The 15,225-nt window shown below is 60.2% G+C and carries 12 protein-coding genes; 2 read left to right on the top strand and 10 right to left on the bottom strand.

Going from position 1 to position 15,225, the window contains the following annotated elements; genetic code table 11:
• Positions 1–303: 303 nt before the first annotated feature.
• From ACA075_RS27905 to ACA075_RS27875, 7 genes are all read right to left on the bottom strand, one after another.
• On the bottom strand, positions 304–483 hold the full coding sequence (locus ACA075_RS27905) for a hypothetical protein (protein WP_010467072.1): 180 nt from the start codon (positions 481–483) through the stop codon (positions 304–306).
• On the bottom strand, positions 480–1,610 hold the full coding sequence (locus tag ACA075_RS27900) for a PepSY-associated TM helix domain-containing protein (protein WP_497296371.1): 1,131 nt from the start codon (positions 1,608–1,610) through the stop codon (positions 480–482). Before ACA075_RS27900 ends, ACA075_RS27905 begins: the two co-directional genes overlap by 4 nt.
• 73 nt (positions 1,611–1,683) lie before the next feature.
• Positions 1,684–4,110: a TonB-dependent siderophore receptor gene (locus ACA075_RS27895; RefSeq protein ID WP_497296370.1), complete on the bottom strand. Its 2,427-nt coding sequence runs from the start codon at positions 4,108–4,110 to the stop codon at positions 1,684–1,686.
• Positions 4,111–4,388: 278 nt separating this feature from the next.
• Entirely contained in the window at positions 4,389–5,360 is a 972-nt protein-coding gene (locus ACA075_RS27890; protein WP_497296369.1) for a FecR domain-containing protein, read from the bottom strand.
• Positions 5,357–5,875 carry an RNA polymerase sigma factor gene (locus ACA075_RS27885; protein WP_497296368.1) on the bottom strand — a complete coding sequence of 173 codons (519 nt, stop codon included), beginning with the start codon at positions 5,873–5,875 and terminating at the stop codon, positions 5,357–5,359. The genes ACA075_RS27890 and ACA075_RS27885 overlap by 4 nt, the downstream gene beginning before the upstream one ends.
• A gap of 257 nt (positions 5,876–6,132) precedes the next feature.
• Complete coding sequence (locus ACA075_RS27880; RefSeq protein ID WP_497296367.1) at positions 6,133–6,837, bottom strand: 3'-5' exonuclease; 705 nt, start codon at positions 6,835–6,837, stop codon at positions 6,133–6,135.
• A complete protein-coding gene (locus ACA075_RS27875) occupies positions 6,834–8,774 on the bottom strand; it encodes a putative nucleotidyltransferase substrate binding domain-containing protein (RefSeq protein WP_497296366.1) in 1,941 nt (646 codons plus the stop codon). Before ACA075_RS27875 ends, ACA075_RS27880 begins: the two co-directional genes overlap by 4 nt.
• 255 nt (positions 8,775–9,029) lie before the next feature.
• Here ACA075_RS27875 and ACA075_RS27870 point away from each other — a divergent pair, with 255 nt between their 5' ends.
• A complete protein-coding gene (locus ACA075_RS27870; RefSeq protein WP_497296365.1) occupies positions 9,030–9,488 on the top strand; it encodes a response regulator in 459 nt (152 codons plus the stop codon).
• A 57-nt stretch (positions 9,489–9,545) separates the two neighbouring features.
• Here the strand turns inward: ACA075_RS27870 and ACA075_RS27865 are convergent, their stop codons facing one another.
• Complete coding sequence (locus tag ACA075_RS27865) at positions 9,546–11,723, bottom strand: malate synthase G (RefSeq protein WP_497296364.1); 2,178 nt, start codon at positions 11,721–11,723, stop codon at positions 9,546–9,548.
• Positions 11,724–12,316: 593 nt separating this feature from the next.
• On the opposite strand from ACA075_RS27865, the gene ACA075_RS27860 reads away from it, so the two are divergent.
• On the top strand, positions 12,317–12,835 hold the full coding sequence (locus ACA075_RS27860) for a glycine cleavage system transcriptional repressor (protein WP_094470306.1): 519 nt from the start codon (positions 12,317–12,319) through the stop codon (positions 12,833–12,835).
• Positions 12,836–13,050: 215 nt separating this feature from the next.
• Here the strand turns inward: ACA075_RS27860 and rarD are convergent, their stop codons facing one another.
• Together rarD and ACA075_RS27850 are read right to left on the bottom strand one after the other, a co-directional pair.
• Positions 13,051–13,938 carry an EamA family transporter RarD gene (gene rarD, locus ACA075_RS27855; protein ID WP_497296363.1) on the bottom strand — a complete coding sequence of 296 codons (888 nt, stop codon included), beginning with the start codon at positions 13,936–13,938 and terminating at the stop codon, positions 13,051–13,053.
• A gap of 205 nt (positions 13,939–14,143) precedes the next feature.
• Positions 14,144–15,118: a serine/threonine protein kinase gene (locus tag ACA075_RS27850; protein ID WP_219096955.1), complete on the bottom strand. Its 975-nt coding sequence runs from the start codon at positions 15,116–15,118 to the stop codon at positions 14,144–14,146.
• Positions 15,119–15,225 lie beyond the last annotated feature (107 nt).

Below are 15,225 nucleotides of genomic sequence, written 5' to 3'. Positions count from 1 at the left end.
GAACAGGTTTGTTGTATGTTGTCGTACAACATGTGCCTTTATAGAAGTGCAAGGGCGAAACTGTCAATAAATATGTCAGAGAATTTGCGGGGCGAGGCGACGGGCGGGAGAGGATGTCGTCGTATGACTGTCCTGTTGAATTCTGTAGCAGCTGTCGAGCCCCAGCGAGGCTGCGTTCGGTCGCGCAGCGGCCGCAGACCGGGAAACGCGGTTTGTCTGACACAACCCGGCTGCCGGATTTACGACTGCTTCGCAGCCGAACGCAGCCTCGCCGGGGTTCGACAGCTGCGACAACCGTTTAGATCAACGCCGTTGCAGCAGACCGCGCAGGGCCAGGACGGCAGGAACACCCAGGCCGAGCCAGCTCAAGGCATCCCACACCCCATCGCCCAGCAATGCGGCGAACAACCCCGCGGCGCTGAGCAGCGCGATCACGGTGGGCGTGGCGAAGACCTTCCAGAAGTTCGATTGTCGCGGCCTCATGCTTGAGCCTCCGCTTGCTCGAGCGCAGGTTTCACCGCCTTGCGCCGCACCACCCACAGATAAACCCCGCTGCCCAGCACGACGATGGTCAGCCCATCCAGGGTTGCCCAGAGGATTTTCATCGGCATGCCGCCGTAATCACCAAAGTGCAGGGGTTGCGACATGCCCATGGCGTCCATGTACCACGGTCGTTCGGCCACCGCCGTGACTTGCAGCGTACTGGCGTCGATCAGCACCGGGGTCAGCAGGTGCGAAGTCAGGTGGGTACTGCCTTTCATGAACACGGCGTAATGGTGTTCGCTGGAAAACCGTGTGCCGGGGAAGGCGATGAAATCGGGTTGCATGCCCGGCGCGACTTCCTTGGCGATGTCGAGCAAACGGGTCGCGGGTGCCAATTGCGTCAGCGGTGGCGCGTCGCGGTACGGCGCGATCATCGTGCTCAGTGCGTCGTTGCGCCAGGCGGCGATCAGCAGGTCGGCGCAGGCACTGATCACGCCGGTCACCCCGACCACCAGCGCCCAGGTCAGGGTAATCACGCCGATCAGGTTATGCAGGTCGAGCCAGCGCAGGCGAGTGGATTTGTCCTGGCGCACGGTGGCGAATTTCAAACGGCGCATGAACGGCAGGTACAGCACCGTCCCGGAAATGATGGCCACGACAAACATCAGCCCCATGAACGCCAGCAGCAGTTTGCCCGGGAGCCCGGCGAACATGTCCACGTGCAGGCGCAGCATCACCATCATGAAACCGCCGTTGGCCGACGGCATCTCCAGCGCTTCGCCGGTGCGGGCATCGAGCATGAAGGTGTGCGACGAATTGGGTTCAGTGCCGGCGGTGGCCGCCATGATGGCGATCGCCGCGTTGGGTTCTTCTTCGTCGAAGCCAAAATACTGCATGACTTCGCCGGGGCGATGTTTTTCCGCCGCCTGGACCAACTGCTGCAAATTCAGTTGCGGGGTGTCCGCCGGCATGTGCTTCAGCTCGGCGGCATCGCCCAGCAATTCGTCGATCTCGTGGTGAAAGATCAAGGGCAGGCCGGTCAGCGCCAGCATCAGCAGGAACACGGTGCAGATCAGGCTGGTCCAGGTGTGAATGAACGACCAGCGGCGAATTGTTTTACTTTTCATTTCAAGGCCCTTAGAAATACCAAAGCCGTCCTCGAGGGACGGCTTGGGTCTTGGAGCGTTTCAGCTCAGGCAATTACCACTTGTAAGTTGCACTGGCGACGACACTTCGCTGGTCGCCGTAGTAGCAGTAGAAACTGTCACAGGTGGAGATGTAGTCCTTGTCCAGCAGGTTGGTGGCGTTCAGTGCCAGGGACGCGCCTTTCAGGCTGTTGTCCAGACGGCCGAGGTCGTAATGGACCGCGGCGTCGAACACGGTATAGGCGTCGGCCTTGCCCAGCCAGGTGTTGGCCTGATCGCCGTAGGTGTTGCCGGTATAGCGAGCGCCGGCACCAATACCGAAGCCGTCCAGCACGCCGGTGTGCCAGGTGTAATCGGCCCACAGTGAAGCCTGTTGGTTAGGCATCAGTTGCAGACGATTGCCCTTGTTGTCGCCTTTTTGCACTTCGGATTTGGCCAGGGTGTAGGCCGCGATGATTTTCAGGTTTTCGGTAACGTCGGACACCGCTTCCAGCTCCAGGCCCTTGACCTTCACTTCGCCAGTCTGGCTGGTGATCGGTGTCGCGCCGACGGTGGTGGTGACCGAGACGTTTTTCTGGGTCAGGTCATACACCGCCGCGGTGAGCAGGGTGTTGCTGCCCGGTGGCTGATACTTGATGCCCAATTCCCACTGCTTGCCTTCGGTCGGCTTGAACGAGTCGGTGGCCGTGGCCGAAGCACCCATTGTTGGCTGGAAGGATTCGGCGTACGACAGGTACGGCACAAAGCCCGAATCAAACACATAGCTGATCGCCGCGTTGCCGCTGAAGTTCTTGTCGCGCTGGGTGTTGGTGGCGTCGCCCTTGTTGAAGAACTCGGTGCTGGTGTGGACCCAATCCTCACGTCCGCCGACGGTCAGGCGCCATTGGTCGAGGGCCATTTGATCCTGCACATACAGGCCAGTCTGGTAGGTCTTCTGGTTGTAGTCGTAGAACGCGGTGGAGCGCGGCGGACGAACGATTGGCTGGCCATAGATCGGGTTGTTGACGTTGGTGGTCAGCCCGTCGCCGAAAATCGAGGTGTAGTTGGTGTTGCTGCGCTGGTGGTCGAGACCCAGCAGCAGGGTGTGACGGACATCGCCGGTGGCGAAGTCGGCCTGGAAATTGTTATCCACGGCGAACTGGCTGATGTCTTCATCAACGATGGTGCTGGTGCGCCCGACGTTGCCGTCGTTATCCACCTGGGTGAACGGATACGAGCCGACAGTGAGCCCCTGAAACGACAGATCGGATTTTGTGTAACGCAGGTTCTGCTTGAACTGCCAGACGTCGTTCAAGCGATGTTCGAACGCATAGCCCAGCGCGTAGTAGGTGCGGTCGTAGTATTCCCAGTCCGGGTCGCCGAGGTTCTTGTGATGGGACACCTTGCCGAACGGCATGTCGATCTTGGTGCCTTGCACTGGCAGGAACTGGCTGGTGATGCCGGTATCGTCGCGGGTGAATTGCGTGAGCAGGGTGAACCTGGTGTCTTCGTCGATGTTCCAGGTCAGGCTTGGCGCGATGTTGTAGCGCTTGTTGTCGACGTGGTCGATCTGCGTGCCGCTGTCACGCACTACGCCGCTCAGGCTATAGAGGAACTGGCCTTCGTCATCAATTTTGCCGGTGTTGGCGAAGTTGATCTGACGCTGGTTATCGCTGCCGTATTGCAGCTGGATCTCGTGACTGTCTTCAGCGGTTGGACGGCGGCTGACCATGTCCAGCAGGCCGCCCGGTGGGGTCTGGCCGTAGACCGACGACGCCGGGCCACGCAGCAGGGCGAGGCGATCGAGGTTCCAGGTTTCCTGTTTCGGGTTGGCGTAGGTGCCTTTCGGCAGCGGCAGGCCATCGAGGAACTGGGTCGGTTCAAAACCCCGGACCCGCAGCCAGTCGGCGCGGGTGTCGCTGCCGTAGCTGCTGGCGACGATGCCAGGCATGTAGCGCACGGCGTCATCGAGGTTCTGCACATTGCGATCGTCCATTTGCTGGCGAGTGGCGATCGAAATCGAGCGTGGCGCTTCGACCAGCGCGGTGTCGGTCTTGGTGCCGGCGGCGGTGCGCGTGGCGAGGTAGCCTTCCACCGGGCCCCAGGCGCTTTCAGTATTTTCGACGCCGATGACCGCCGTTTCCGGCAGGGCCAGCGTGCCCTCGGGAATGGCGACCAGGCTGTAGGTGCCGGCGCTGCTTTGCTCCAGTTGCAGACCGGAGCCGCGCAAGGCTTCACGCAGGGCGCCGGCTGCATCGAACTGGCCCTTGACCGGCGCCGAGGTCTTCCCGGCCGCCAGTGAAGGATTCAACGCCAGCGCGAGGCCCGCCTGGCTGGCGATTTGGTTCAGGGTGCTGGCCAGCGGTGCAGCGGGCAGGTTGTAGGCGCGAACGCTGGACGCTTGTTCAGCGGCGATCAGCGGAGTGCTGGCCAAGGGAGAGCAAAGGGCAATGGCGACTGCCAGTAAGCTGGGGCGCAACAAGGTGTCTAGCGAACGGGACATACAGCGGCTCCTGAATGGAAATATTTCTCAATTGCCTAGGTGCCGAACGAGAATTCAAAAGTGATAGGGCTGGATGAAAATAATTTCGATTCAGTAAAGAGGATGAGTTTCTAGGGTGAGGCGGATGGCCCCATCGCGGGCAAGTCGGATCGCCGCACCGCACGCTCCCACAGGTTTTGTGTCGAGCGGGAAATCTGTGAATGACACAAAACCCTGTGGGAGCGGCGCTGCGCCGATTCGACTTGCCCGCGATGGCGTCGGTTCAGGCTCCGAGAATTTCAGGGCTTGGCATCAGCCTTCGCCACCGTCACCCACCACGGCGTATGCTGTTCGATCTGCACCGGCAAGGTCGGCAGCAGCGCGCTCAGGGCCTTGTCGGTGTCGTGCAGGGGGAAGCTGCCGGTGATCCGCAGGTCAGCAACCTCCGGCGCAACACCCAGATGCCCGCGTCGATAGCGACCGAGTTCGTGCACCAGGTCCTCCAGTCGAGCGTTGTCCACCACCAGCATGCCGCGGGTCCAGGCATCGGCGCCCAGGTTCAGCGCGACGATGGGCCCTAGGCCGTTGCTGCGCATCAGCACTTGCTGGCCTTCACGCAGGATCTGCTCTTCAGGACTCGATTGCGGATGGGCCGCCACCGCGGACTGCAACACGCTCAGCCGCGTGCCATCGTCCTCGCGCTTGACCAGGAACCGCGTGCCCAGCGCGCGCAGGCTGCCTTCACGGGTTTCGACGATAAACGGCCGGGCGTCGCCATGACCGGTTTCGACGAGAATTTCCCCTTCCTGAAGGATGATCAGCCGCTGCTTCTCGTCAAAACGCACGTCCACTGCGCTGTGAGTGTTGAGGTTGATCAGCGTGCCGTCGGTCAGGCGCAGGGTGCGCTGCTCGCCAGTGGCGGTGCGCTGGTCGGCCAGCCAATAGTCGATGGGCAGATAACGATCACCGGCGAACAGCGCCAGGCCGATCACTGCAACGATGCTGGCCAGGCCGCTGCCGAGCGTGCGTACCCGTCGGCGAATGCTTTCGCGCGATTGCAATAACGCCGTGCGCCCAGGACCGTTGGCGACGCTGAAACGCTGATCGAGCATGCCCAACTGGCGCCAGGCCCGAGCGTGTTCCTCGTGGGCGGCGTGCCATTTGGCGAATTCTTCACGCTCCACTGGGCTGCCGGAATCCAGGGACAATTGCCAGGCAATCGCGGCATCCAGCACTTGGGCTGATACCGGTTTGGAACTGGCCGGGCTCATATCGGCTCACCGTACAGCGCGATGTAGCACTGACGAATGCCTTGGGCCAGGTATTGGCGAACCCGGGGCACCGACACACCCAGGCGCTCGGCGATTTGCGCATGGCCGAGGCCGTCGAGGCGGTTATAGAAAAACGCCGCCCGGGCCTTGCTTGAAAGCTTGCCGAGCAGGCGGTCGATGTTTTTCAGGTCTTCGAGGATCAGCTGCTGTTCTTCCACCGACGGTTGTTCGCCTTCGGGGATCAGCATCAACTCAGTGAGGTAGGCCTGTTCCAGCGCTGCGCGACGGAAATAGTCGAACAGCAAGCCCTTGGCGATCGCCACCAGAAACGCCCGCGGTTCGCGAGGCTCCTTCAGCTCATCACGGCCCAGCAAGCGCACGAAGGTGTCCTGACTCAGGTCCTCGGCCCGTTGCGAACAGGCCACATTGCGTCGCAGCCAGGCCAATAGCCAATCGCGATGGTCGCGATATAACGCGCCAACGAGCTCACTTTGGGGGCTTTGGACTGACGACACGCAACATCACCGATTGGGAAGTGTTAACTAACGAGAATTGTTCGCGATTGTGGCAGAGGCGGGGGAGGTAAGCAATTGGCCACTGGTCAGGTGAGTTTCCAGGGCATTGTGCAAAGTAACCTGTGGCGAGGGAGCTTGCTCCCGCTGGGGCGCGAAGCGGCCCCTTGCATTTATCCAGGCAGACCCGTATTGCTGATTGACGACTGCTGCGCAGCCGAGCGGGAGCAAGCTCCCTCGCCACAGAAGATTGGCTTGTCTTAAAAGGACGGCGCCCGCTGCCGCCGTTTCCACTGGCTCAACCGCTGCTGCAAATTCAACGGGCTATGAATCTGCTGCTGCCGCGCCCGGCTGAACAGAATCAACGCCAGCTCCGCCGTGGCTAACGCATCTGCGCTGGCGTTGTGCCGTTCGAAAACCTCCAGCTTGAACCAGTCGATCCACTCATCCAGTCCTGCATCGCGAATGTGCGCCTGAGGACAGAGCAGCGGTGCGATGTCCGCCACATCCAGGAACGGATGCTGCAATTTGTAACCCAAATGATCTTTCAGCGAACGCCCCAGCATGTGTTGATCGAACGGCGCATGAAACGCCAGCACCGGGCTTTCTCCGACGAACTCCATGAATTCGACCAAGGCCTGAGCGGGATCGCTGCCAGCGGCAATCGCGCTAGGCCCCAGACCATGAATCAACACGCTGGGCCCCAGCTTCATATCGCATTGCAGCGTGCGTTCGAACTGCTGGCTGAAATCGATCGCCCCGTCTTCGATGACCACCGCGCCGATAGACAGCACACGGTCCTTGTTCAGGTTCAAGCCAGTGGTTTCCAGGTCGAGCACCACCCAGCGCTGCTCGCGCAGGCTGCATTCGCTCAGCTCGGCCGCCGAGGGCAAGCGCTGCAAACGTTGCTGGAGTTCGTCGGTCAGGCTTGGGCCTGCCGGGCGCAGCCATGAAAACAGGCTCATAGCTGATACCGCAGCGCCAGGCTGCTTTGCAGTCGTTGAGCCTGGCGAAGGGATTCACGCAGGATCCGTCGATCCAGATGATTGAGGCTGTCCGGATCGACCCGGTTGGAGTAGGGCAAGTTCTCCCTCGTCTGTAGCTGATGCTGCTGCATGCGGGTTTGCTGGATGAAGTGATAGGCCTCTTCATACGCGGCGCCGTCCAGCCGTTCAATGACCTCTTTGGCCACCAATTCGCGAAAGCGCTCCAGGGTATTGTTGGACTCGATGCCATGGGCCAGGGCCAGCAACCGAGCGCCATCGACGAAAGGCGTCAGTCCCTGGACCTTCAGATCCAGCGTGGCTTTCTCACCATTCTTGCGTGCCAGCACGAACTCACGGAAACGTCCCACGGGCGGACGGTTGCGCAAGGCGTTCTCGGCCATCATCCGCTGGAACAGCCGGTTGTCGTTGACCTGATCGAGAATGCCCTGACGCAGCTGGTCACAGCCTTGCTCGTCACCCCAGACCACGCGCAGGTCGAAATAAATGCTCGAACCCAGCAGGTTCTCCGGCGTCGCCTCACGAATAAACGCCGCAAAACGCCGCGCCCATTCGGCCCGGGACAAACACAGTTCAGGGTTGCCGGCCATGATGTTGCCCTTGCACAGCGTGAAGCCGCAGAGCGCCAGGCTCTGATTGATCTGCTGGGCAATCGGCAGTAATTTGCCGCGAATTTCGGCGGCATGCGCCGCGTCCCGGGCTTCGAACAGAATGCCGTTGTCCTGATCAGTGTGCAGCGTCTGTTCACGGCGGCCCTCACTGCCGAAGCACAGCCAACTGAACGGAATGCCGGGGTCACCTTTCTCGGCGAGGGTCAGTTCGATCACCCGGCACACCGTGTGATCGTTGAGCAAGGTGATGATGTGGGTGATCTGGGTCGAAGAGGCACCGTGCGCCAGCATGCGTTCGACCAGTTGACCGATCTCGCCGCGCATCGCCACCAGGTTTTCCAGTTTCTGCGCGCTGCGAATGGTCCGCGCCAGGTGCACCAGGTCGACCCGTTGCAGTGAAAACAGATCGCGCTCGGACACCACGCCACACAAACGGTGGTCTTTCACCAGGCAGACGTGGGCGATGTGGCGCTCGGTCATGGCGATCGCTGCATCGAAGGCGCTGTGGTCCGGCGACAGGAAAAACGGCGCCTGGGTCATGTGGTGTTCGATTGCTTCGTTGAAGTCGTCAGTGCCGTCGGCCACCACATGGCGCAGGTCGCGCAGGGTGAAAATGCCCAGCGGGGCTTTGTGCTCGTCGACAATCACGATGCTGCCGACCTGTTGCTCATGCATCAGGGTTACGGCTTCACGCAAGGGCGTGGCGGGGCTGCAGGTCACTGGATGGCGCATCGCCAATTCGCCCAGTCGCGTGTTCAGCGAATATTGAGTACCGAGGGTTTCCACGGCTTTTTGCTGGACTTGCTGATTGACCTGATCCAGCAGGCTGCTGACACCGCGTAGGGCAAAGTCGCGAAACGTGGTGGAAAGTGCGAACAACTTGATGAACGCCAGCTTGTTCAGCTGTAGGCAAAAAGTATCTTCGGCCGCCAGGTGTTCGGTGCGGGTCGCACGCTCACCCAGCAGCGCGGCGAGGGGGAAACACTCGCCGGTGGTGATTTCAAAGGTGGTTTCGGTGCCGCCCTTGGCCGTATGCGGGCGTTCGCCGACGACCCGGCCTTGTTTGACGATGTAAAAATGCTCGACCGGCCCGTCGGCAGGTTTGATGATGCTCTCGCCAGGGGCGTAGAAACGCATCTGACATTGCTCAACCAGGTACGCCAAGTGCGCGTGTTCCATTTGGTTGAAGGGCGGGAAGCGCTGAAGGAATTGCAAAGTGCCCTGGATGTTCTGCAACACCGCGGTTTTCCCTGCCTGGGTGAAGGCGTCCGCTTTATTCATAACCATGACCGCAGTCTTTTTTTGAATTGTTGTTGTCGGATGACTCAGCCATGGTCGGCCCCTGCGCGCAGGGTGCCCATTGGACGTAAGTCTAGGTCGGGGCGTGCAGGCGTCGGAAGTTAGGAAATGTCTGACGCAACTGTGCGAAAAACCTCCTACATTGGCTATAGGAAAACTTTCCGACGAAGTGCACATTGAAGGCCTGCTTAGCGATGTCTGACGGATGTGCTAGGGAATTGAAATGAAAACGTAGAGAAAGCCATGTCCGACCACGATATTTTGAGTGACGCCGAGCGCGAGGCGCTGAATGCCGTCATGCTGGAACCTGACTTACCACCGCAGCGGGTGCTGATCGTCGATGACGATAAAGACGCGCGGGAGCTGTTGTCGGAGATTCTTGCGTTGGACGGTATTCGTTGCATGACGGCTGCCAGTGGCGAAACCGCACTCAAGATGTTGAGCGAGAAACCCTCGATTGGCCTGGTGATTACTGATCTGCGCATGGGGCAAATCGGTGGTCTGGACCTGATCCGGGAAGTTCGCGAGTCGGTAAGGGCGGCAATGCCGATCATCATTGTTTCCGGCGACGCCGATGTGCAAGACGCGATTGCCGCCATGCATTTAAGCGTGGTCGACTTCCTGCTCAAACCTGTCGATACCGGCAAGCTGTTGGCGCTGGTCAAGCATGAGTTGGGAATGGATGCGCAAGAACCGATTTGAAACAAAAAGGCCCTGATCTTTGATCAGGGCCTTTTTTTGTCCGGCGTCTGCGTTCAGTTACAGGCCATTGGCAGCCTTGAACTCGCGACGGCGACGGTGCAGGACTGGCTCGGTGTAACCATTCGGCTGCTTCGTGCCTTCAACCACCAGTTCGACCGCCGCCTGGAAGGCGATGTTGCTGTCGAAGTTCGGTGCCAGCGGGCGATACAGCGCGTCGTTGGCGTTCTGACGGTCAACCACCGGCGCCATGCGCTTGAGGCTTTCCATCACTTGCTCTTCGGTGACGATGCCATGACGCAGCCAGTTGGCGATGTGCTGGCTGGAAATGCGCAGCGTCGCACGGTCTTCCATCAGGCCGACATCGTTGATGTCCGGCACCTTCGAGCAACCCACGCCCTGGTCGATCCAGCGCACCACGTAACCGAGAATGCCCTGGGCGTTGTTGTCCAGTTCGTTCTTGATCTGTTCTGCAGTCCAGTCTGGATTGACGGCCAACGGGATGGTCAGGATGTCATCCACCGAAGCGCGGGCACGTTTGGCCAGTTCGGCTTGACGGGCGAACACGTCGACCTTGTGGTAATGCAGCGCGTGCAACGCGGCGGCGGTCGGCGATGGAACCCAGGCAGTGTTGGCACCGGCCAGTGGGTGAGCGATTTTCTGTTCGAGCATCGCGGCCATCAGGTCGGGCATCGCCCACATGCCTTTACCGATCTGGGCACGACCTTGCAGGCCGGTGCTCAAACCGATATCTACGTTCCAGTTCTCGTAGGCACCGATCCACTTCTCGGCCTTCATGTCGGCCTTGCGCACCATCGGGCCGGCTTCCATGGAGGTGTGGATTTCGTCGCCCGTGCGGTCGAGGAAACCGGTGTTGATGAACACCACGCGCTCGCTGGCGGCCTTGATGCAGGCCTTGAGGTTGACCGTGGTGCGGCGCTCCTCGTCCATGATCCCGACTTTCAGCGTGTTACGCGGCAGGTCGAGCACTTTTTCGATGCGACCGAACAGCTCGTTGGTGAGCGCGGCTTCTTCCGGGCCGTGCATTTTCGGCTTCACGATGTAGACCGAACCGGTGCGGCTGTTCTTGCGCGAGCTGTTGCCGTTGAGGCTGTGGGTCGCCGCCAGGCTGGTGATCAGGCCGTCGAGAATGCCTTCTGGCACTTCGTTGCCGTCCTTGTCGAGAATCGCGTCGATAGTCATCAGGTGACCGACGTTGCGCACGAACAACAGCGAACGACCGTGCAGGCTCAGTTCCTTGCCGTCGACACCGGTGTAGGTGCGATCAGCGTTCATGGTGCGGGTAAAGGTCTGACCGCCCTTGGAGACTTCTTCCGACAGATCACCCTTCATCAGGCCGAGCCAGTTGCGGTAGATCACCACTTTGTCATCGGCATCGACAGCGGCGACGGAGTCTTCGCAGTCCATGATGGTGGTCAGCGCGGCTTCCATCAGGATGTCTTTGATACCGGCAGCGTCGGTCTGGCCGACCGGGGTGCTGGCGTCGACCTGGATTTCGAAGTGCAGGCCGTTGTTTTTCAGCAGGATCGCGGTCGGTGCGGCTGTATCGCCGTGGAAACCGATCAACTGTGCATCGTTGCGCAGGCCGGTATTGCTGCCGCCTTTAAGGGCGACCACCAGTTTGCCGTCAACGATCTTGTAGCCAGTGGAATCGACGTGAGTGCCGGCCGCCAAGGGCGCGGCTTCGTCGAGGAACGCGCGGGCGAAGGCAATCACTTTGTCGCCGCGAACCTTGTTGTAGCCTTTGCCTTTCTCCGCGCCGTCGGCTTCGCTGATGGCGTCGGTGCCGTAGAGCGCGTCGTACAGCGAACCCCAGCGGGCGTTCGAGGCATTGAGCGCGAAACGGGCATTCATCACCGGCACCACGAGCTGTGGACCGGCCATGCGGGCGATTTCGTCATCGACGTTTTGTGTCGTTGCCTGGAAATCAGCCGCTTCTGGCAGCAGATAACCGATGTCTTGCAGGAAGGCTTTATAGGCCACAGCGTCGTGTGGTTGACCGGCACGGGATTGGTGCCAGCCATCGATACGAGCCTGGAAATCATCGCGTTTGGCGAGTAGGGCTTTGTTCTTCGGCGCCAGGTCATGAATGACCTTGTCGGCACCGGCCCAGAACTTATCGGCGGTGAGGCCGGTACCGGGAATGGCTTCGTTGTTCACGAAGTCGAACAGGACTTTGGCGACCTGCAGGCCACCGACTTGAACGTGTTCAGTCATTGCTTGCCTCACTCTGCTCAGCTATTTCGCTTTTCAGCTCTTCAAATTAACAATGAAGCCTCTGGCTATTTAAACCACAAACCCCCACCACCAGTACATGCCATTTCGGGCGGCTGGGATGGAGCCGATCAACGGCTTTGAGGCCTTGCTGATAGGGCTTTCAGGGCTGCGAGTGTGCCTGTGGCAGACATCGATCCAACGTTATGTAGTGCGTGCTGCGGCATACTACATGATGAATTGCGCTTGTGAAAATTAGACTAATTACGTCGTTCTGCGACCCCATGACGCATTGCGGTCACGACGGGGCACGGGATGTTCTCAAAAAACTATTGGATTGTTCCAGTTAAATATAAAAACTTGTACACATAATCTTTAATGCACTGCTATGTCGCTTAGCTTTTGTTGCGAGGGAGCTTGCTCCCGTTCGGCTGCGAAGCAGTCGCAAAATAAGCGAACGCGGTCTTTCTGGATCATTGCAGGAGGTCGCTCCGCGCCCCAGCGGGAGCAAGCTCCCTCGCCACAGAAAAGCAGTGCCGGGCTGATTCCGGTCCCTTGCCTATACTTCTTTTTCTATAACAAAAGAGGGCTGCGCCATGGACCACCTCGTACTCACTGTTTTCGCTCCGGACAAGCCAGGGCAGGTCGAGCGCATTGCCCAATGCATTGCCGAGCATGGCGGCAACTGGCTGGAGAGCCGCATGTCGCGCATGGCCGGGCAGTTCGCCGGGATTCTTCGGGTGGGCGTGCCGGCCGAGGCCTACGATGAACTGGTCGATGCCCTGAAGGCGTTGTCCGCCCACGGCATTCGCGTGCTGATCGCCGAAAGCGGCATCGAGCAATCCTGCACCTGGAAGCCGATTGCCATGGAGTTGGTGGGCAATGACCGCCCGGGGATCGTTCGTGACATCACTCGTTTGCTGAGTGAACAAGGGGTGAACCTGGAGCGCCTGGTGACCGAAGTGCGTCCGGCACCGATGAGCAGCGAGCCGTTGTTTCACGCCGAAGCGATTCTGGCAGTGCCGCTGACCTTGTCGCTGGATGTCTTGCAGTCGCGGCTGGAAACCCTGGCCGACGATTTGATGGTGGAATTGGTGCTGCGCAGTGAACCCTGACAGGGTTATCCAAGTTAAACGTGCACCTGCCTGTGGATAACCTGTAGAGACAGCCCGCCAGCCCACGCCGGCCGGGCTTCTTCAAGATCTGATCAAAAAACCATCAGTGTCAACAAGTTGCGCACAAACCGCGGGGATCACGCTGTGGATAACCTTGGGAAGGATCCATGCAGGCCACGAAGGACGTGGCTCGCAGAGGTTTGTGTGTTTTTTGATCAGCTACGGCGGCGCATACTGATCACCGCATCGACGCTGTAAATGGCCAGGCCGGCCCAGATAAAGATAAACGCGACCAGCGTGCTGGAAGACAAATGTTCGCCAAACAGCAGCACGGCTTGCAACAGCACCAGCGTCGGCGCCAGGTACTGGAGGAATCCCAGCGTCGTGTAGGGCAGATGCCGTGCGGCGGCGTTGAAACACACCAGCGGCACCAGCGTCACCGGCCCGGCCGCCACCAGCCACCAAGCTTCGGACGTGGTCCAGAACACGGGTTGAGCACTCATGGCTGTCTGATTGAACAGCAGCCAGGCAATGGCAATCGGCACCAGCATCCAGGTTTCCACCACCAGGCCGGGCAGCGCCTTGACGGGCGCTTGCTTGCGGATCAGGCCGTAGAAGCCAAACGTCAGCGCCAGCACCAGCGACACCCACGGCAGACTGCCGACTTGCCAAACCTGTTGCGCCACACCGACCGCCGCCAGTCCTACCGCGATCCACTGCATCCGCCGCAGCCGTTCGCCGAGGATCAACATCCCCAGCAGCACGTTTACCAGAGGGTTGATGTAGTAACCGAGGCTGGCCTCGAGCATGCGTCCGTTGTTCACCGACCAGACGTAGGTCAGCCAGTTGGCCGCAATCAGTGTGCCGCTCAGGGCCAGGACCGCCAGGCGTTTCGGGTTGTCCCGCAGCTCCTGCCACCAGCCCGGATGTTTCCAGACCATCAGCAACAAGCCGCCGAACAACGCCGACCACAACACGCGGTGAATGATGATTTCTACGGCCGGCACCGAGGCGATGGCTTTGAAGTAGATCGGGAACAGGCCCCAGATGATGTAGGCACTCAGGCCGAGGATGTACCCGCGACGCGGGTTGGCAGCTTGCATGCAGAGTCCTTGCTTAGGCAGCTAACAAAAGGGCAATTGTAAGGAGATTTATCGGCGAATGTCCTGATCGAATACGTCGGTCAATTGTGAACACAAGACCTGTGGGAGCGAGCCTGCTCGCGATGGCGGCGTATCAGCTTGCATCGATGTTGAATGTGCTGCCGTCATCGCGAGCAGGCTCGCTCCCACAGGGTTTTGGGGTGAGTCAGAAAAGTTTCAGCGGTTCTTCGTTCAGCGCAGACAGTTGCTCACGCAACGCCAACACCTGATCCCCCCAATACCGTTCACTGCCAAACCACGGAAAGCTGTGCGGGAACGCCGGGTCGTCCCATCGGCGGGCGAGCCAGGCGCTGTAGTGCATCAGGCGCAAGGCACGCAGCGGTTCGATCAGTGCCAGTTCCCGTGGGTCGAAGTCGTGGAATTCGTTGTAGCCGTCCATCAATTCCGACAGCTGCCCCAGACATTCCTGACGATCCCCCGCCAGCATCATCCAGATGTCCTGTACCGCCGGGCCCATGCGACAGTCGTCGAGGTCGACGATGTGGAACATCTCGTCCCGGCACATCATGTTGCCGGGGTGGCAATCACCGTGCATGCGGATGTTCTGGTGCGGCGTGGCCTTGTAGACCTCTTCCACGCGCTTGAGCAGGTCGCGGGCCACAGACTCGTAGGCCGGCAGCAGGCTCTTGGGGACGAAATTGCCTTCGAGCAACGTGGTCAGCGAATCGTGACCGAAATTCTTCACGCCCAGCGCTTCACGGTGTTCGAACGGCTTGGTCGCACCGACGGCGTGCAGCCTGCCGAGCAATTGGCCCAGTCGATACAGCTGATCGAGATTGCCCGGCTCCGGCGCCCGGCCACCACGGCGGGGGAACAGGGTGAAACGGAATCCGGCGTGTTCGTGCAGGCTGGCACCGTTGTGAATCATCGGCGCGACCACCGGCACGTCGCATTCGGCGAGTTCGAAGGTGAATTGGTGTTCTTCGAGAATCGCTTCGTTGGTCCAGCGCTGCGGGCGATAGAACTTGGCGATCAGCGGCTCGGAGTCTTCGATGCCGACTTGGTAGACGCGGTTCTCGTAGCTGTTGAGCGCCAGGATGCGCGCGTCGCTGAGAAAGCCGATGCTTTCGACGGCATCGAGCACGAGGTCTGGGGTGAGGGTTGCAAACGGGTGGGCCATGCTGACTCCTGCGCGCAGCAGGCTGCCGCGTCCGGCCAAGCATGGTAGCGCAGACGGGCCGTCTTTAGTGTTAAGGCTTGAGTCGTGTGTTGTTTTGGCTGACGCCA

The organism is Pseudomonas sp. LBUM1663 (assembly GCF_059695905.1).
The sequence above is the reverse complement of the archived record's forward strand: the minus strand, read 5'-3'. Positions and strand labels throughout refer to the sequence as shown.